This window comes from Ruegeria sp. BB7 (assembly GCF_056539365.1).
Genome location: NZ_JBQFUV010000001.1, coordinates 850,249 through 867,534 on the forward strand (window position 1 = coordinate 850,249; position 17,286 = coordinate 867,534).

The 17,286-nt window shown below is 56.8% G+C and carries 24 protein-coding genes and 1 pseudogene; 12 read left to right on the plus strand and 13 right to left on the minus strand.

The genetic code is table 11. From position 1 onward, the window contains the following. The first annotated feature begins 28 nt into the window (after positions 1-28). The 4 genes from ACR0D7_RS04210 to ACR0D7_RS04225 are packed head-to-tail and all read left to right on the plus strand — an operon-like array spanning position 29 to position 4,591. Positions 29-688: an ABC transporter ATP-binding protein gene (locus ACR0D7_RS04210; RefSeq protein ID WP_170383548.1), complete on the plus strand. Its 660-nt coding sequence runs from the start codon at positions 29-31 to the stop codon at positions 686-688. Further along, entirely contained in the window at positions 666-2,240 is a 1,575-nt protein-coding gene (locus ACR0D7_RS04215) for a KpsE/RkpR family capsule polysaccharide export protein (protein WP_480677864.1), read from the plus strand. The genes ACR0D7_RS04210 and ACR0D7_RS04215 overlap by 23 nt, the downstream gene beginning before the upstream one ends. Before the next feature lie 5 nt (positions 2,241-2,245). Beyond that, the gene (gene kdsA, locus ACR0D7_RS04220) at positions 2,246-3,079 is read left to right on the plus strand and encodes a 3-deoxy-8-phosphooctulonate synthase (protein WP_480677865.1); all 834 of its coding nucleotides are present in this window, start codon (positions 2,246-2,248) and stop codon (positions 3,077-3,079) included. Positions 3,080-3,094: 15 nt separating this feature from the next. Further along, the gene (locus ACR0D7_RS04225) at positions 3,095-4,591 is read left to right on the plus strand and encodes a phosphomannomutase/phosphoglucomutase (RefSeq protein WP_480677866.1); all 1,497 of its coding nucleotides are present in this window, start codon (positions 3,095-3,097) and stop codon (positions 4,589-4,591) included. A 33-nt stretch (positions 4,592-4,624) separates the two neighbouring features. Here ACR0D7_RS04225 and ACR0D7_RS04230 read toward each other — a convergent pair whose 3' ends face one another. Further along, positions 4,625-5,998 carry an AsmA family protein gene (locus ACR0D7_RS04230; protein ID WP_480678004.1) on the minus strand — a complete coding sequence of 458 codons (1,374 nt, stop codon included), beginning with the start codon at positions 5,996-5,998 and terminating at the stop codon, positions 4,625-4,627. A 51-nt stretch (positions 5,999-6,049) separates the two neighbouring features. After that, positions 6,050-6,583: pseudogene (locus ACR0D7_RS04235) on the minus strand (AsmA family protein); the annotation flags it as partial. Positions 6,584-6,679: 96 nt separating this feature from the next. Here ACR0D7_RS04235 and rimO point away from each other — a divergent pair. Beyond that, the gene (rimO, locus tag ACR0D7_RS04240) at positions 6,680-8,068 is read left to right on the plus strand and encodes a 30S ribosomal protein S12 methylthiotransferase RimO (protein ID WP_480677867.1); all 1,389 of its coding nucleotides are present in this window, start codon (positions 6,680-6,682) and stop codon (positions 8,066-8,068) included. A 105-nt stretch (positions 8,069-8,173) separates the two neighbouring features. After that, the gene (locus tag ACR0D7_RS04245) at positions 8,174-8,578 is read left to right on the plus strand and encodes a hypothetical protein (RefSeq protein WP_480677868.1); all 405 of its coding nucleotides are present in this window, start codon (positions 8,174-8,176) and stop codon (positions 8,576-8,578) included. 10 nt (positions 8,579-8,588) lie between these two features. Here ACR0D7_RS04245 and ACR0D7_RS04250 read toward each other — a convergent pair whose 3' ends face one another. Together ACR0D7_RS04250 and ACR0D7_RS04255 are read right to left on the minus strand one after the other, a co-directional pair. Continuing rightward, positions 8,589-8,945, minus strand: a complete 357-nt coding sequence (locus tag ACR0D7_RS04250) for a diacylglycerol kinase (protein ID WP_480677869.1) — start codon at positions 8,943-8,945, stop codon at positions 8,589-8,591. Between the two features lie 131 nt (positions 8,946-9,076). Beyond that, positions 9,077-9,265 (minus strand): hypothetical protein, encoded by a 189-nt coding sequence (locus tag ACR0D7_RS04255; protein ID WP_480677870.1) that lies wholly within the window; start codon positions 9,263-9,265, stop codon positions 9,077-9,079. A 224-nt stretch (positions 9,266-9,489) separates the two neighbouring features. On the opposite strand from ACR0D7_RS04255, the gene ACR0D7_RS04260 reads away from it, so the two are divergent. Then, complete coding sequence (locus tag ACR0D7_RS04260; RefSeq protein WP_480677871.1) at positions 9,490-9,732, plus strand: CDGSH iron-sulfur domain-containing protein; 243 nt, start codon at positions 9,490-9,492, stop codon at positions 9,730-9,732. Here the strand turns inward: ACR0D7_RS04260 and ACR0D7_RS04265 are convergent, their stop codons facing one another. The 5 genes from ACR0D7_RS04265 to ACR0D7_RS04285 all read right to left on the minus strand — a co-directional run bounded on the left by ACR0D7_RS04265 (position 9,733) and on the right by ACR0D7_RS04285 (position 11,672). Continuing rightward, positions 9,733-9,993, minus strand: coding sequence for a DUF6455 family protein (locus ACR0D7_RS04265; RefSeq protein WP_170383565.1), 261 nt, complete (start codon positions 9,991-9,993; stop codon positions 9,733-9,735). Beyond that, on the minus strand, positions 9,993-10,262 hold the full coding sequence (locus ACR0D7_RS04270; protein WP_480677872.1) for a DUF6455 family protein: 270 nt from the start codon (positions 10,260-10,262) through the stop codon (positions 9,993-9,995). The genes ACR0D7_RS04265 and ACR0D7_RS04270 overlap by 1 nt, the downstream gene beginning before the upstream one ends. 14 nt (positions 10,263-10,276) lie before the next feature. Continuing rightward, complete coding sequence (locus ACR0D7_RS04275; protein WP_480677873.1) at positions 10,277-10,528, minus strand: DUF6455 family protein; 252 nt, start codon at positions 10,526-10,528, stop codon at positions 10,277-10,279. 71 nt (positions 10,529-10,599) lie between these two features. Then, complete coding sequence (locus ACR0D7_RS04280) at positions 10,600-10,968, minus strand: YigZ family protein (protein ID WP_480677874.1); 369 nt, start codon at positions 10,966-10,968, stop codon at positions 10,600-10,602. Further along, positions 10,965-11,672, minus strand: coding sequence for a M48 family metallopeptidase (locus ACR0D7_RS04285; RefSeq protein WP_480677875.1), 708 nt, complete (start codon positions 11,670-11,672; stop codon positions 10,965-10,967). The genes ACR0D7_RS04280 and ACR0D7_RS04285 overlap by 4 nt, the downstream gene beginning before the upstream one ends. 122 nt (positions 11,673-11,794) lie before the next feature. On the opposite strand from ACR0D7_RS04285, the gene ACR0D7_RS04290 reads away from it, so the two are divergent. Next, a complete protein-coding gene (locus tag ACR0D7_RS04290) occupies positions 11,795-12,043 on the plus strand; it encodes a hypothetical protein (protein WP_480677876.1) in 249 nt (82 codons plus the stop codon). On the opposite strand, the gene ACR0D7_RS04295 is transcribed toward ACR0D7_RS04290, so the two are convergent. Next, positions 12,031-12,306, minus strand: a complete 276-nt coding sequence (locus ACR0D7_RS04295; protein ID WP_480677877.1) for a DUF167 domain-containing protein — start codon at positions 12,304-12,306, stop codon at positions 12,031-12,033. The genes ACR0D7_RS04290 and ACR0D7_RS04295 overlap by 13 nt on opposite strands. Positions 12,307-12,443: 137 nt before the next feature. On the opposite strand from ACR0D7_RS04295, the gene ACR0D7_RS04300 reads away from it, so the two are divergent. Both ACR0D7_RS04300 and ACR0D7_RS04305 read left to right on the plus strand, forming a co-directional pair. After that, positions 12,444-13,022, plus strand: coding sequence for a nitroreductase family protein (locus ACR0D7_RS04300; protein WP_480677878.1), 579 nt, complete (start codon positions 12,444-12,446; stop codon positions 13,020-13,022). Then, a complete protein-coding gene (locus ACR0D7_RS04305; protein WP_480677879.1) occupies positions 13,022-13,717 on the plus strand; it encodes an EI24 domain-containing protein in 696 nt (231 codons plus the stop codon). Before ACR0D7_RS04300 ends, ACR0D7_RS04305 begins: the two co-directional genes overlap by 1 nt. A gap of 3 nt (positions 13,718-13,720) precedes the next feature. Here ACR0D7_RS04305 and ACR0D7_RS04310 read toward each other — a convergent pair whose 3' ends face one another. Both ACR0D7_RS04310 and mce read right to left on the minus strand, forming a co-directional pair. Further along, positions 13,721-13,996 (minus strand): DUF1467 family protein, encoded by a 276-nt coding sequence (locus tag ACR0D7_RS04310; protein WP_170383579.1) that lies wholly within the window; start codon positions 13,994-13,996, stop codon positions 13,721-13,723. Between the two features lie 16 nt (positions 13,997-14,012). Then, on the minus strand, positions 14,013-14,417 hold the full coding sequence (gene mce / locus ACR0D7_RS04315; protein WP_480677880.1) for a methylmalonyl-CoA epimerase: 405 nt from the start codon (positions 14,415-14,417) through the stop codon (positions 14,013-14,015). Positions 14,418-14,551: 134 nt separating this feature from the next. Between mce and ACR0D7_RS04320 the strand changes: the two genes are divergently transcribed. Both ACR0D7_RS04320 and ACR0D7_RS04325 read left to right on the plus strand, forming a co-directional pair. After that, positions 14,552-15,268, plus strand: coding sequence for a response regulator (locus ACR0D7_RS04320; RefSeq protein ID WP_480677881.1), 717 nt, complete (start codon positions 14,552-14,554; stop codon positions 15,266-15,268). Between the two features lies 1 nt (position 15,269). After that, positions 15,270-15,482 (plus strand): hypothetical protein, encoded by a 213-nt coding sequence (locus ACR0D7_RS04325; protein WP_480677882.1) that lies wholly within the window; start codon positions 15,270-15,272, stop codon positions 15,480-15,482. Positions 15,483-15,486: 4 nt separating this feature from the next. Here the strand turns inward: ACR0D7_RS04325 and aspS are convergent, their stop codons facing one another. Then, a complete protein-coding gene (gene aspS / locus ACR0D7_RS04330; RefSeq protein ID WP_170573362.1) occupies positions 15,487-17,262 on the minus strand; it encodes an aspartate--tRNA ligase in 1,776 nt (591 codons plus the stop codon). Positions 17,263-17,286: the final 24 nt, after the last annotated feature.

Here is a 17,286-nt window from a genome sequence, read left to right on the forward strand (position 1 = left end):
AAACAAACGCCAGAGCAGCAGGCCGGGAATGCTTGAGTTTGAAAATGTCAGTAAGTCCTTTTGGACCGGGACGCGCCGAAAGGTGATCCTGGACCGGGTCTCGTTTAGGATAGAACTGGGCCGGTCCATCGGCATTCTCGCACCAAACGGAACTGGCAAGACGACCCTCATCAACATGATGGCCGGTCTGGAAAAGCCGGATGAAGGCGTCATCCGGAAAGACTGCCGGATCTCATTCCCGATGGGATTTTCCGGCGGCGTGGTCAAGAAGCTGTCGGCCTTGGAAAACGCGCGCTACATCGCCAAGATCTATGGGATGGATCCCGATTATGTCGAAGCCTACTGCAGCTGGTTGTGCGGTCTGGGCGAATATTTCAATCAACCGCTGGGGACTTATTCATCGGGAATGCGGGCGCGATTCACATTTGCCCTTATGCTGGCGCTGGACTTTGACATGTACCTGATTGACGAAGGCATGCCCGCGACAACCGATGTCGAGTTCAACAGAAAAGCGGGCGATATACTGAGGGAGCGGTTGCGCACAACGACACTGGTGATCGTATCTCACAGCCCTGAAGTTCTAGAAAAATTTGCGCAGCAGGCCGCCGTTTTAGTGGACGGTCAGCTGTATATGTTCGACACCTTGGAAGAGGCAAAACAGTTATATGACTACCAAGCCCAAGGCTAAGAAATACCGCTGGCGCCGTAATCGTCAGGAATCGGGATCTGCGGATGCCCGTGCGGATGCAATGTCGCGCATCAGAAACGCGATGCAACCGTCCGACGCGGCGAATGACCCACAACCAGCCACCGACATCGACGCAATCAAGCGTGAGGGGCTGACTGGGCGGCAACTGCGTATTGCGCGCCGTCTGGCGCAGAAAAACGGTCTTGCTGCGACATCTGATTATGACGCCGTGCGCCTACTACGACAAAAGGGGATCGACCCGTTCGAGCGGGCCAATCTGCTGGATTTGGCGGCTGAAAAGAAGGGCGCGGAAGATCAGACAAAAGACAAGATCACCATCCAGCTGCCGCAAACGATAAAGCAACCAACTCATGATCTACCAGGTCCCGAGCTGAGCCCGGCAGAACGCCGAAATCTGGAAATCGGTGAAATTCAACGGGAGATTGCCCGCCGCCGCAAACGCAAGCTGTTCGCCCTTTTTGCGCGCTTGGCAGCATTTGTTTTGCTGCCCACTTTGATTGTGGGCGTGTACTTCTATCGGATTGCAACCCCGATGTACGCAAGCGATTCCGCCTTTTCGATTCTGCAAGCAGATGGCGGTGGGGCTTCGTTCCGCGGCTTCCTTGCGGGCACGCAATACGCCACGGCACAGGATTCGGTTGCCACTCAGGAATTTATGGAATCAAAAGACGCCCTACTGCGGCTAGAGCGGGACACGAATTTCTCGGAGATCTTCAAGCAGGAATGGATAGATCCCATTCAGCGTCTGCCACAGGACGCGACACTGGAGGACACCTACAAGCTGTTCAGGCGAATGATTACCATCGGCTATGACCCAAGCGATGGCATTATCCGCATGGAAGTCGCAGCACCTGCTCCTGAGATTTCGGTCGAGCTGTCCAAGCTGCTGCTGTCCTACGCAGAAGATACGATCAATGGTCTAACCGAGTTAAAGCGCGATGATCAGATGCGCGAAGCTATTGCCGGCTTTGAAATGGCTCAAGAGGAACGTCGGAAAGCGCAGGAGCAGTTGATAGACCTTCAATTGCAGGGGGCGGTGTTGGACCCGGAAAACGTTCTTGCCGGTCTGCGAGGGCGCATCAACGCAATCGAGATCGAGTTGCAGGAGAAAAAGCTGCAACTGGCTGCGCTACTGGACAATCTGCGCCCAAACCAAGCCAAGGTAGATGGCGTCCGCGCAGACATACAAAGGCTTGAGGTGGTGCTGGCCGGGCTGAACGAGAAAATGCTTGATGCGTCTGCAGGCGAAAACTCGCTCGCGCGCTTGAGCGTGCGCATTCAAATGGCCCAGGCTGACCTCGTGGCCCGGGACATGATGCTGCAGACGGCCATGGAACAAATGGAATCCACCCGGACCGAGGCGAACCGAAAAGTGCGCTATCTGACGGTGTCGGTGAACCCGGTCGCCAGCGAAGAACCCACCTATCCGCGCAAGTTCGAAAATACGATTTTGGCTTTCCTGTTGTTTGCTGGTATTTACCTGATGATCTCGCTTACCGCGTCGGTCCTTCGTGAACAGGTATCCTCGTAAGACACATGAAACATGTAAAAATCTCCGATCTCACGGTCGGCAATGATCTGCCTCTGACGATCATCGCCGGCCCCTGCCAGCTTGAAACCGCCGATCACGCCCAAATGATCGCGGGTAAAATGAAAGAAGCCTGCGATGCAGCGGGCGCTCAGTATGTCTTCAAGGCCTCGTATGACAAAGCGAACCGAACATCTTTGTCGGGCAAGCGTGGCATGGGCATTGATGCCGGGCTGAAGGTTCTGGGCGACATCCGAAAGACGATGGGCATACCCGTCCTGACCGATGTGCATTCCGAGGCGCAATGCGCCATCGCCGCCGGTGCGGTGGATGTTTTGCAAATCCCGGCCTTCCTGTGCCGCCAGACCGATATGCTGCTGGCTGCGGGCAACACAGGCGCCGTGATCAACGTTAAAAAAGGTCAATTCCTCGCCCCTTGGGAAATGGGTAATATCGTCGACAAGGTCGAAAGCACAGGCAACAAGAACATCCTTTTGACCGAGCGCGGAACCTCGTTTGGCTACAACACATTGGTTGCCGATATGCGGGGACTGCCGCAGATGGCCAAGACCGGATATCCTGTCATCATGGACGCGACGCATTCGGTTCAGCAACCCGGCGGCAAAGGTGGCTCATCCGGAGGCCAACGCGAATTTGCACCGGTCATGGCGCGCGCCGCGGTTTCGCTTGGCATCGGGGCGGTATTTATCGAAACGCACCAGGATCCGGACACCGCACCATCCGATGGGCCTAACATGATCCCTCTGGATCAGATGCCGCAACTTGTTGATACTCTGATGCGCTTTGATGCGCTTGCCAAAGCCAACCCGATACAGATTTGATGATTGAGATTTGAAATGACCAAACCCATCCCCGAGGTGAATCCAAATACCTGGAGCTTTCTGCGAGACCCCATGATCAAGCCCACGGGGTTTCGCGAATATGACGCCCGCTGGAAATACCCGGATGAGATCAACCTACCCGGCATGACCGCTTTGGGATTGGGTTTGGGCACACAGATTCGCAAACGTGGGATCGAACCTGTGATTGCGGTCGGAAATGACTATCGCGACTATTCTCTGGCCATCAAAAACGCACTGATCCTAGGGCTGATGCAGGCGGGCATTCAGGTGAAGGATATCGGTCCTGCTCTTAGCCCGATGGCCTACTTTGCCCAATTCCATTTGAATGTTCCGGCAGTGGCCATGGTCACGGCCAGCCACAATCCCAACGGTTGGACCGGTGTTAAGATGGGTTTTGAGCGCCCGCTCACCCACGGACCGGACGAAATGTCGGAACTGCGCGATATCGTTTTGAACGGCGAAGGCGTGCCTCATGAAGGTGGATCGTATGAGTTCGTCGACGGTGTGAAAGAGGCGTATATCGACGATCTGGTTGGGGATTTCAAAATGTCCCGCCCGCTCAAGGTTGTGTGCGCGACGGGTAACGGCACAGCCTCGGCCTTTGCGCCTGAGATTTTTGAACGGATGGGCGTTGAAGTTGTGCCCAGCCATAATCGGCTGGATTACACCTTCCCCAATTACAACCCCAACCCCGAGGCGCTGGAGATGTTGCATGACATGTCCGACACCGTGAAATCCAGTGGTGCAGATCTGGCGCTTGGGTTTGATGGTGACGGCGATCGTTGCGGTGTAGTTGATGATGAGGGCGAGGAGATTTTTGCAGATAAGGTCGGTGTCATCATGGCCCGTGATCTGGCTAAGCTGTACCCGAACTCGACCTTCGTGGCCGATGTGAAATCGACGGGCCTGTTCGCCAGCGACCCCGAGTTGCAGGCGCATGGTGTCAAAGCCGATTACTGGAAAACCGGCCACAGCTACATGAAACGCAGGGTGAAAGAGATCAATGCTCTGGCCGGGTTTGAGAAGTCGGGCCACTACTTTTTGGCCGAACCGATCGGGCGTGGTTATGACTGCGGAATGCGGGTGGCCGTAGAAATCTGCAAACTAATGGACCGCAATCCGGACAAAAGCATGTCGGACCTGCGCAAAGCGTTGCCAAAAACATGGGCGACGCCGACCATGTCGCCGTATGCCGCCGATACCGAGAAATACGACATCCTCAAGCGTCTCGTGGACAAGCTGGTTGCTAAGGCCGACGCGGGAGAGGCTTTCGCGGGCCGCGAGATCAAAGAGGTTGTCACCGTGAACGGTGCGCGGGTCATTCTGGACAATGGCAGCTGGGGTCTGGTGCGTGCTTCGTCTAACACACCAAACCTTGTTGTGGTCTGCGAAAGTAGCGAGAGCGAAGAAGAAATGCGCGCCATTTTTGCCGACATTGACGCCGTCATCCGGACCGAGCCCGGCGTTGGGGATTACGATCAGACGATTTGATTGGGAGCTGGGGCGCCTTCGGCGCCCCACCCTTTAATCGCCACCCAGCAGTTTCAGCAGACCTTTTTTTGCCTCTTCTTCGAGTTTATTTTTCAGCGCGTCCTCAACACTTTCTGTGTCGGTCACTGTTGTGCCAAGCTCATCCCCCACTTTTTCCAAAACCTTCTGCTTGGTATCGTCTTCAATACCTTTCAGCTGTCCTTCAGCGGCGGCCTCGATCACCTTGCTCAGGTCTGGTTTGATCGAAGGGTTGCTCCACGGCCCAACAATCCTAACTGGCACCGAAAGACCCTCTCCGGAATTGGCACGCAGCGCGGTGGGGGTGAACAGATAGTCGAGCGAGCGCGCCCCGAGATTGACGCGCCCCGCTCCATCGGCGCGAAAATTATCCAGCGACATCAACAGGTCTTTGTTGATCAGCACACCCTGATCAATGGTGAAACTGGCGGACAGGCTGTTGAACACCGTGGTTCCGCCAGTCCCCTTGCCGCGCCCCATCAGCCGATCCAGGTCAAAACCTGATATTACCCCCTGTCCCACTTTCAGATGACCTTTGCCGCTGAGCGAGCGCATGATCTGATCCTCTGTCTGTCCTACGCCCAGAAACTCAAACTCGCCTGCGCCTGCACCTGACAAACGTTCGATCCCCGCAAGGGTGGACAGGGCTTGTCGTATGTCTACATCCTGAGCGCTCAGTTTGCCGCCAACGGACAGTCCGTTTCGATTGTTGGCCACCACCTGCCCGTTCACCTGCCCGGAAAACAGGGTGGCCGGGTTCATCCGCAACACGGCCCGTGACCGATCAAGGCTAAGCGTCAGGTCGCTAGGACCTAGTTTTATATCGGGCAATGCAATGGAGGAGGCCGTTAAGCGTATTTCCCCGTTCGCCAGCGCCAAAGCAGATGCATCAATCGGGGTCATCGACCATCCGCTGTCCGACGATGACTCAGCACTTGCACCGCCACCGATTGCTGCTGACACCTCATTGTACTCAGACAGGTCGATATCCCCAGCCGTGAGTCGCGCAGTCACCTTCGGCGGGTCCGAAATCACGATATCCGCCTCACCGGAAAAGCGGTTGTGGTCGAGTTGCGCCACCATGTTGCGCAACGATATGAGGCCCTCGCTGGTGTAGGTCATATGTCCCGATAAATCTGCCACACGGCCTAGCCCTAGTGGCACTGCAACACCGTCCTGGCCGAACGCGGCCAGCATTTTGTGCATGTTATCGGTTTTAATCTCGACGCTCCCGTCCATTTCCCCCGCAAGGTTAACAACGCCGTCAAACCCCACTTCGCCCCCCGGTGCCGTCAGGGCAAGTTGCAACGGCGTGGCGATACCTGACGCATAGGCCGGCAGGTCTGGGATTTTAAGATCAACCTTCACTTTGCCACCCGGCACTGCCATCTGCGCTTGCATGGTCATGGGGGCAGTGGGACCGGGCCAACTGGCCGACAGATCGACATTTGCGAAATCGAACTTGGTCGCGCCATTTTCGATGTAGATCAGCCGCGCGTTCGTCAGTTCCAATTGATCCAACGTCACGGCCCCTTGCTGGGAAGGTGCTGGTGCAGCACTGCTTCCTCCTCCAGAGGTTGCCTGAGGCGCCACCGTACCCAACTCCCAGTTCCCGCGCCCGTCGGACAATTCCAGACGCAGCACCGGGTTTTCCGCAATGATCCGCCGGATCCGCAGATCTCCGTTCAGCAGCGCTGAGGCGTCTACCCCCACAGCCAGGCTTTCAGCGCTCAGCATAGGCTCGGACGCAGCCCAAGGTGCGTTTCCAAAGGTGACCGGACCGGTCTCCATCCCCAGAACTGGCCAGAAAGACAGGCTCACATCCCCCGTCAATGTCAGGTCGCGCCCGGTCTCACTTTTGACTTGTTCGGCCAGGATCGAGGCGAGCTTGTCGCCCGGCATCAGCAACAAGGCGCCAATGACCAAGCCAAACGCGACCACTAGAATAAAGAGAATGCGCAACAGCCACTTCATTTTTCTGCTCTCCGCTTATTGGGCATGCGTTGAAAAGATCATTCAAACCCTGCGCAACATTTGCAAGGGGAAGCTTTCCCTACTATATGCCGCGCCATGACCACGAACCCGCCCAACCTCCGTCCCGACCTGGCACCTTCTGCCCGGATCACCGACACGCCCCGTCCAGACCAGCCCACCATTGGTATGGTGTCTTTGGGCTGCCCGAAGGCTTTGGTCGATAGCGAACGGATTCTGACCCGTTTGCGGGCCGAAGGATACGGCATCTCGCCGGATTATGCCGGGGCCGATGCCGTGATCGTGAACACTTGCGGGTTCCTCGACAGCGCCAAGGCCGAGTCACTGGACGCTATTGGTGAGGCTCTGGTGGAAAACGGAAAGGTCATCGTGACCGGCTGTCTGGGTGCTGAGCCCGACTATATCCGCGAACACCACCCGCGTATCATGGCCGTCACAGGACCGCACCAGTACGAACAGGTACTAGATGCAGTGCATACGGCTGTTCCCCCGGACCCTGACCCGTTTGTGGATCTGCTTCCGGCTGCCAGCGTGCAACTGACCCCGCGACACTACAGCTATCTCAAGATTTCCGAGGGCTGTAACCACAAATGCAAGTTCTGCATCATTCCAGACATGCGTGGTAAACTGGTCAGCCGCCCGGCCCATGCCGTCCTGCGCGAGGCTGAAAAGCTGGTCAACAATGGTGTGCGAGAGTTGTTGGTGATCTCGCAGGACACCTCAGCCTACGGGCTAGATCGCAAATATGACGTGAACCCGTGGAAAGACCGCGAAGTGCGCAGCCATATCACCGATTTGGCGCGCGAACTGGGGCAGTTTGATGCCTGGGTTCGGCTGCACTACGTCTACCCCTACCCGCATGTGCGCGAATTGATCCCGTTGATGGCGGATGCAGGCTGCAACGTGCTGCCCTATCTCGATATTCCGTTCCAACACGCCCACCCAGACGTTTTGAAACGCATGGCCCGCCCCGCGGCTGCCGCCAAAACACTGGACGAGATTGCCGCGTGGCGCGCAACCTGTCCTGATATCACCCTGCGGTCGACCTTCATCGTCGGTTACCCCGGCGAGACCGAGGCCGAGTTCCAGACGCTGTTGGATTGGATGGATGAGGCCCAGTTGGATCGCGTTGGTTGCTTCCAGTACGAGAACGTCGACGGTGCGCGATCAAACGATCTGCCTGACCATGTTCCAGCCGAAGTAAAGCAAGAGCGTTGGGAACGGTTCATGGAAAAAGCTCAGGCGATTTCCGAGGCCAAGCTGGCTGCCAAAGTCGGCCAGACCATCGACGTGATCGTCGACGAGGTTGATGACGAGGCTGCCACCTGCCGAACCAAGTCCGACGCGCCCGAGATCGACGGGAACCTGTTCATCGACGAAGGGTTCGAGCACCTCAAGCCCGGCGACATCATTCGCGTCGAGGTGGACGAAGCAGGCGAATACGATCTATGGGGCAAGCTGGCCTGATCCAATCACCCTTGGTCGGAAATGCGTGAGACGAGTTGATTGGCGTTTTGCGCCGTTTTCGTGGATCATGGCGGAACATTCATCCTTGAGTTCAAGGAGGGTTCCATGTCTGGCCTTCGCCTAAACATGCTGAAATGTGCCATATTGGCGGTTGCCGCCCATCTTTTTGTACCACCTGCAGTCGCCGACAATGTCAGCGCGGGCGGTTTCATTATCATCGACTCAAAACCGCTGAGTCTGCATCTTCGCAGCACGCATCGAGTGCACCGATATTACGGCGCGCCCAAAGTCTATCATGAAAAATCCAAGCCAACGGTTTACCACGACAAGCCGAAAGACAAGAAATATCGCCACACCAAGAAACGCTTGCACCAGGTCAAACCGGTAAAGCGCTATCACCGTTCGGCAAACAAGTTTCCCAGGCCAAGCGGCACAGCCTATCACATTCCTCAGCGCTATGGCATTCAGCGCCGTACATTCGGCTATGGACATTCGCGAAGCAGATATTGACGCGTCTGCCTCAGAACAGGCCCCATAGCCCGACAACCCAGACGACTCCTGCCGTTATCGCGGTTAAGGCGACGGCTGCGCTGGCCGCGTCTTTGGCTTGCCCTGCCAACTCGTTATGGTCGGTCGAAGTATGATCAACGGCCCGCTCAATCGCGGTATTGAATAACTCTGCCACAAGCACCAGCAACCCAAGTACCAATATCAAGACACGTACGCCGTCGCCCAATGGCAACCAAAGCGCCAAAGCCGCAGAGATCAAGTTCGCCCAAACCCACACGCGAAACGAGTACTCGTCCCGCCACGTTGCGGCCAAGCCTTGCCAGCTCCAGACTGTTCGATCTCTAAGGCGGGTAAAAAAGTTTTTCATCTGCCCTCTGCATGTTGGTGAATGGAACTGAAGCCTTACCGACACACGGCAAGCAAGAAAAAACCGCCCCAAGGGCGGCTGTTTCGGCAAATATATGCGGGCGGTTTCAAATAAAACCGCCCGCGGAATTCTTATTGTGAAACCGGGTTACAGACTGTCTGGCCAGCTTCGGTTGTCGCCAATTCGGTTCCTGCCGGGCAACTCGGCGTTCCGAACTTGTCATACTCAGGAGTAATATAAACCGGCGCCGGCTCTTCTTGCTGCGAGCACGCAGCCACAACCAGAGCAAATGCACCAACGGCGGCAAATTTGAGTTTCATGTCCGTCATTCCTCTAATAATTTTCTGATATCGCCCAAGAACTTGAGACCGGTCTCAGAGTAAGACCTCAGTTGCGGTAATGCAACAAATTGAATCACGCGAATGTGAATTAGGGCGAAACCACGCTGCCCCTCAAAAATTGCGGGACCGTGAGTTAACGCTATCGTTTTTTGCGGTTTGCCCTACACTATTGCAATGACACCAGCCAATGACGGAGAAGCCACATGACAGACAGCCCCACCATTGCGCAAAAAGCCCCTTTCCCGGTCGAAGTGACAGAAGGAAAGACATATTTTTGGTGCGCGTGCGGACAGTCAAAGCGCCAACCTTATTGCGACGGGTCGCACAAAGACACCGGGTTCGAGCCGATCAAGTACACTGCGGATAGCAGCAAGAAGGTCTTCTTCTGCGGGTGCAAGCACAGCTCGAAGAAACCACTTTGCGACGGGTCTCACACCAAACTGTAATCAGGCTTTCAACCCGTTCAAAAGATCGGAGTTGGCGCAAAACTCAGGGGCCGCAGAGGCCTCTGTCTGTTGTTCGGACAACCATATGGCGCATTGTCCGCTGCACTGCGACGCCCGACAACGTGTCACCATCTCGGCATAGTGATCCGGCGTCAATCGCCCCTCGACCATCGCTTCGCTCAGCGAGATGTTCATACACCTCGCAACGGATCGAGTAAGCCAGAAATGCGTTTCCACATCTCCTAAGATATCCTTCGCCATCAGCTTACCTTTCCTTGCATTGCTTTCAGTGCCGCAAACCGTTGCTGATTTTTACAAGTCTGCGGGGCGCTTGCAGCACCCTCGTGCCGGTCCAGCCAGTCCGGGCATTGATTGGCCCAGCCGCAGCCTCGGCAATATTGAATCATCTCGGCCCAATCCTGTTGCGTCAGGTGGCCGTTCCGATGCGCCGCAGCCATGTCTGTTCCGGTCGCCTGCCCCATTCGCAATACGAGGCGCAAGTGGGTCATGATCTCTCCGAGATGCAGCATGGATAGTCCGTGTGTTAAGGCAACAGCTTTCCGAGCAATTCCTGATTGCGGCAGTATTCAGGTGTTTGGTGCGTTTGGGCCGACTGGCTCAGAAAGCTCTGGCAATGGTTGGGGTTTGGACAATCGGTGCATCTCAGCACTGCGTCGCTCAGCTCATCAATCAAAATGTCGCCATCAATCGCTGATTGTTGCAGATCCACACCCAGTTTGCTTGCCATCCGGTCAACAAGACCAGCGTGGTGTTTCAGCATTTCTCGGTTGGCCATTGAACGGTCCTCTCCCTCTCGTTCGTACGATACAGGATAGACGAACACAGAAAGCGGGCCTTTGACTCAGGTCAAGGCCCGACTCCGGTATGATCCAGATAGGCGCGGGTGGCATCCTGAACTCGGCGGAAACGGTCGCCACCCAGTTTTTTACCGCCATACCAGCGGGTCACGATCACCACGTGACTTTCCAGCCCGGCCCGTTCGAGCAAGCGCAGAATCACCATGCCCGCGCCACTTTCACCGTCGTCGGCCTTGAGCGCCCCGGTCGGCAGAACTGCCGCCCACGTGTTGTGTGTTGCCTTCGCGTAGGCTTTGTAAGATTTGAGGTCTTGCAGCACGGCATCAACATCTGCCCGCGTACTGACCGTCGCGCCCGACACCGCATATTTCGACCCTCGATCCGTCAGGATCACGCCCAGCCGCGTCAGGGAAGTCATTGCGTCAAACCCAACTGCTTTGCTGTTTTCTGCACGATATCAACTCGCTCGGCGTTTGGAGGGTGAGTGCCTAAAAACTGATCTCCCGGGTCGGGAAGGCGATCAAAATACTTTGCCCCAATCAGTGGATCGTAGCCTGCATTGTGGGTAATGATCGTACCCAATTGGTCCGCCTCCAACTCGAAAGCTTTGACGTTCATCTGCACGCCAACCTCTGCCCCCAATTTCTGCGAACGCTCAAGCTCTTTTCCGGTCTCGCCATTTAGTTTACCCAGATCATTAAAAATCGCCGCGCTTTCCTGCGCGCTTTCCGCCTGTCGGGCAATATGCCCTAACACGTGATGTGCCGCTTCATGTCCCATCACAAACGCCAGCTCGTCGGCATTTTGCGCCGACTGGATCATCGCACGGGTAAAGATTATGACCGGCTGGCCCTCATCATCCAGCGTTTGAAATGCGTTGGCCGGGGCACGTGGATTCAAGTCTACCAGTATCGTAAAGTCGCAGTTCCGGACCCTGGCCTGCCGCTGGCATTCGGCACGGGCCTCTTTGCCGACGGCACGGCTAATCTCTTGAAATGCAGGCGCTTCCACCTGAAATTCTTCAGAACCCTGAGACCATTCCGCCGCTGGTTGGACACGCAAAGCACCGGCGCTACAGGCTGCCAGCATCAGAGGAAACACAAGAAATGTCAGACGGCGCATTCACAATCCTTTGAAACGGCGACCTCGTTTCAAAAACCATATCGCGGCCCGAATGGAACTGCCACAGCCCGATTGCGCAGGAACGGGTTGCATTGCGCCTTTGCGCCTTGCACTCTGACTTTATGTTTACGATTGAGCATGAATTCGACTCGACAGTCATCACTCTGGTGGATGAGGGTGAAAAGCCTTTGCTAGAAGATGTTGTAATCAACAGCTTCGCAGAATGTGTGACGCTTGAGCAATTGGACCCCCGCACCGACCAGATGCAGAAGATAACACTGTCTCCGGAACAGGTCCGCGATCTGGCTGCTGCGCTGGACTTGCCGGAAGGTGTGTATCAGATCCACGAAAAACCCGATCAAGACGTATAAACGAACAGCTTGTCCCGCGCGCTTTGCCCTTGTTTCAGCATCAGATCAGACGGGGCAACACGCATTGCCGCTGCCAGTATTCGGCGCACGGCATCGTTAGCCTTACCATTTTCAGGAGGCGCGGTAACCGAGATGCGGATCGTCCCGCTGTCGATCACGATACTATCCTTTGCAGCCTTAGGCGTGACCCTGACCGCAATCGTCTCGCCAGGCGTGGCGCGGGCGCTCAAATTGGGAATGTTGCGCAATTTGGGTTTGGCCATCTTATACCTCATGCCTGCGAACAGTCTTGCACGTGCGGACAGGGAATGAAATTGATCCTGCAACTCCGGCAGATTGCTCTTGAAACGCGCAAGTTGCTCAACCAGATACAGACTGCCCATGTAAAGAAAGTTAACATATGTCCTTGAAGAATCCGGCCGCCCTGGAATTTCTGCAATCGCGCCGGTCTCGTCCGGCAAAGACATTGATTGCTCCGGCCCCCACTCGGGACGAACTATTGCCCTTGCTCACTGCCGCCGCGCGCAGCCCCGATCACGGCAAGCTGGAGCCGTGGCGTTTTATCGTACTGGAGAAAGGCGCGATGCCGCGCCTGGCCGCGCTGACGCAGGACCGCGGCATTGCCCTTGGCAAGACACCTGAAGAAATCGATAAGGCCCGCAACCAGTTTGACATGGGCCAACTGGCCGTGGCGGTGATCGAGGTTCAAAAACCATCCGAAAAAATACCCGCCATTGAACAAACCTACTCAGCAGGTGCAGTCTGCCTTGCCTTGCTGAATGCGGCCCTAGCCGCGGGCTGGGGCGCGAACTGGCTGTCCGGCTGGCAGGCGCACGATCCTGAGTTCTGCCGCAAAGCCTTTGGCTTGCAATACAATGAACGCGTCGCGGGCCTGATCCATATCGCAACCGAAAGCAAAGCCCCGCCGGAACGCCCCCGCCCTGATGTTGCGGCCATAACCGAGTGGGTCGCCGAGTGATGATTTTTAACGCATTCTTCGCGGCCCTCGGTCAGGTCGGAGATCCCAAGTTTCGCGCTGTTCTTCTGCGCGGCGTTGGTCTGACGATCATCTTGCTTATCGCGGCCTGCGCCGTGGCCATCTGGCTGATCAACCGAGCCTCTGGGAATGAGATTTCCTTGCCCTGGATTGGTGCCGTGCCGTGGCTGAACGACGCACTGAGCTACTCGGGCATCTTCGTGGTGCTGATCCTGCCGGTGTTCCTGATGGTGCCGGTAGCATCGGCAATAACGTCGATGTTTCTGGAAGAGGTCGCACAGGCGGTCGAGGACAAACATTACCCCACATTGCCAGCAGTCCCCGGAATTCCGTTCAGCGAAGGGCTGCGCGATGGGTTGAGTTTCATGGGCGTGCTGATCGTAGCCAACCTGCTGGCACTGATCCTTTATGCGATTTTTACACCACTGGCGCCGTTTATCTTCTGGGCGATGAACGGTTTCCTACTGGGTCGAGAATATTTCACGCTGGCCGCGATGCGGCGGATCGGTCGTGAAGGAGCGCGCAAACTGCGCGCCAAACATTCCGCGACGATCTGGCTGGCGGGCACCTTGATGGCCATTCCTTTGTCAGTGCCTTTGGTAAACCTGGTGATCCCGATCCTCGGCGCTGCCACTTTCACCCATATCTACCACAGGCTTTCAGGGCCTAGGCCCTGACGTTTACTCGCGCGGTTCCAGTTGGTTCAGCCAGTCGAAATCGCGCACCGAGATCACACCCGAAATGATGATCCCCGCGACAATGGCCCAGAGCACCACCGAAATGCCGGTGGTGATCCACATTTTCTTCTTCATATGATGCACTTCCGGCGCACCGGCATGGGTGCCCGGAACAATGTCACCCAGATCACCCTGCGTCTTGATACGGATTGGAAGCACAACCAACAGCGTCATGAACCAGATGACGGCAAACAAAACCAGTGCAGCAGTAATCGTCATGACGGCCTCTTTCGGCTTAAACCTGTTCTAGCTCGACCAGGCAGCCGTTAAAGTCCTTAGGGTGCAGAAACAGCACCGGCTTGCCATGGGCACCAATTTTAGGTTCCCCAGAACCCAGAACGCGGGCACCGGTTTCCTTCAGGTGGTCGCGGGCGGCGATGATGTCCTCGACCTCATAGCAGACATGGTGAATGCCACCGGCCGGGTTCTTTTCCAAAAAGCCGTTGATCGGGCTGTCGTCACCCAGTGGATACAGCAGTTCGATCTTTGTGTTCGGGAGTTCGATAAACACGACGGTCACACCGTGATCAGGCTCGTCCTGGGGCACTCCAACCTTGGCACCCAGCGCGCTACGGTACTGCTCGGATGCGGCCTCAAGATCGGGCACAGCGATGGCAACATGGTTCAGGCGACCAATCATGGAAATCTCCTCTGTTCTGCGTTGCCGCGGTTATGGGGGTAGTTTGGTCAAAGAACAAGTGCGCCAAATTGCCGTTAACGTCGTGTTAGCCAGAACTTCCTAGCGTGAGGCATCTGCTGATTAGGAGTTCTGACATGGACGATTCGAGCCCGTTCGCCTCACCCGCGCAGCCAACGGCCACGCGACCTCTGCTGGGCCAAACCATTCTGGTTGTCGAAGACAGCCGCTATGCCTGTGACGCGATCCGCCTGATGTGCCTGCACAGCGGTGCCCGCATCCGCCGTGCCGACTGCCTGACGTCGGCCCGGCGCCACCTGCAGATTTATCGTCCTTCGGTCATTCTGGTGGATATTGGCCTGCCGGACGGGTCCGGGGCCGAGCTGATCGCGGAACTCACCGAAACGACGCCACGAATAGGAGCCATTCTGGCCATGTCCGGCGACGATCATGGACAGGAAGCAGCACTGCGTGCAGGGGCTGATGGGTTTCTGGCCAAACCGCTGAAATCTCTTTCCCATTTTCAGCAGTTCATTCTGGAAAGCCTGCCGGAAGATCGCCGTCCCAACAGCCTGCACGCCATTCGGGATGAGGTTATTCGCCCCGATCCGATGGCCTATCGGGACGACATGGCGCATATCGCAGATGTGCTGGCCGGGCCGAATGATTGCCGCACCCTTGACTATGCGGCCCAGTTCATACGCGGCGTTGCACGTGATGCCGAAGACACAGTTCTGGCAGAGGCCGCACAGAGATTGGCTGAGTCGCGAGCAAGCGGCACTCCGATGACCGCGCTGGCCGCTCAGGTCGCGGGTATCGTTCAGGCGCGCCTTGAACAACGTGAGGCAATTTGAGATGGCGACGGCTTATTTTTTGACGGCCGCGATCCTGAGCATATGGGCATACACGCAGACGCGCGCCATGGCGCGAAACATAAGGATCGCGCGTGGATCGCTACCTTGCCCACTGGATGATCCACCAAGCACCTATGCCGCGCAGGGTATCAGCCATTCGGTTGACGACCCATCCGACAAAGAAAAAACCCGCCGCGACGAACGCGGCGGGTGATTGATCAGTCTTGCGGGATGATCCGCAGACCCAGTTCCATCAACTGATCCGAGGTCGGATCGGAGGGCGCGTCCATCATCAGATCCTCAGCGCGCTGGTTCATCGGGAACATCATGACCTCGCGGATGTTGGCCTCGTCCGCCAGCAGCATCACGATCCGGTCGATCCCGGCGGCACATCCACCGTGCGGCGGGGCGCCATAGTGGAAGGCGTTGAACAAAGCGCCAAAGCGGGATTTGACCTCTTCTTCACCATACCCGGCCAATTCAAAGGCTTTCAGCATAATTTCAGGCTTGTGGTTTCGGATTGCGCCCGAGACCAGCTCATACCCGTTACAGGCCAAATCGTACTGGTATCCACGCACGTCCAGCGGATTACCTTGCAGCGCCTCCATACCACCTTGCGGCATCGAGAATGGGTTGTGCTCAAAATCGATCGCGCCGGTTTCTTCGTCCTGCTCATAGATCGGGAAGTCGACAATCCAAGCAAACGCGAAACGGTCTTTCTCGGTCAGGTTCAGTTCATCGCCGATCACATCGCGCGCCTTACCGGCAACCTTTTCAAAGGCTTTCGGCTTGCCACCCAAGAAGAACGCCGCATCACCGACGCCCAGACCCAGTTGCTGACGGATCTCCTCGGTGCGCTCGGGGCCAATGTTTTTGGCCAGAGGACCAGCGGCCTCCATTCCTTCGCCCTGATCGCGCCAGAAGATGTAACCCATGCCGGGCAGCCCTTCTTTCTGGGCAAAGGCATTCATACGGTCACAGAACTTTCGGCTGCCTCCCGTCGGCGCGGGGATGGCGCGGATTTCGGTGCCTTCCTGCTCCAACAACTTCGCGAAAATCGCGAAGCCGGACCCGCGGAAGTGGTCAGAGACCACTTGCATTTTAATAGGATTGCGCAGGTCCGGCTTGTCGGTGCCGTACCACAGGGCCGAGTCCTTATAGGAAATCTGCGGCCACTCCTGATCAACCTTGCGACCTCCGCCGAACTCTTCGAACACGCCTGTCAGGACCGGTTGGATCGTGTCGAACACATCCTGCTGCTCGACGAACGACATTTCAAGGTCAAGCTGGTAGAAATCGGTCGGCGAACGATCGGCGCGCGGGTCTTCATCACGGAAGCAGGGCGCGATCTGGAAATACTTATCGAAACCCGACACCATGATCAGCTGCTTGAACTGCTGCGGAGCTTGCGGCAGCGCATAGAACTTGCCCGGATGCAGGCGCGAGGGCACCAGGAAGTCGCGCGCACCTTCGGGCGACGACGCAGTGATAATCGGCGTCTGATACTCGCGGAAACCCTGATCCCACATGCGTTTGCGCATCGAGGCCACAACGTCCGAGCGCAGGGTCATGTTCTGCTGCATCGCCTCGCGACGCAGGTCCAGATAGCGATAGCGCAGGCGGGTTTCTTCGGGGTATTCCTGATCTCCGAACACCATCAGCGGCAATTCGTCGGCGGCACCCAGCACTTCAAGCTCACGCACGTAAACTTCGACCTCGCCGGTCGGCAACTTTGGGTTCACCAGCTCCGGCGCACGCGCTTTGACAGTGCCGTCGATGCGGATACACCATTCAGAGCGCACTTTCTCCAACTCAGCAAAAGCTGCGCTGTCACCGTCGCACAGAACCTGTGTCACACCGAAATGGTCACGCAGGTCGATGAACAGCACGCCGCCGTGATCTCGGACACGATGCACCCAACCAGACAGGCGGACGGTTTCACCGACATTGGCGGCGGTCAGAGCGGCGCAGGTGTGGCTGCGGTAGGCGTGCATGGATCATATCCCTTCGGGCGCAGA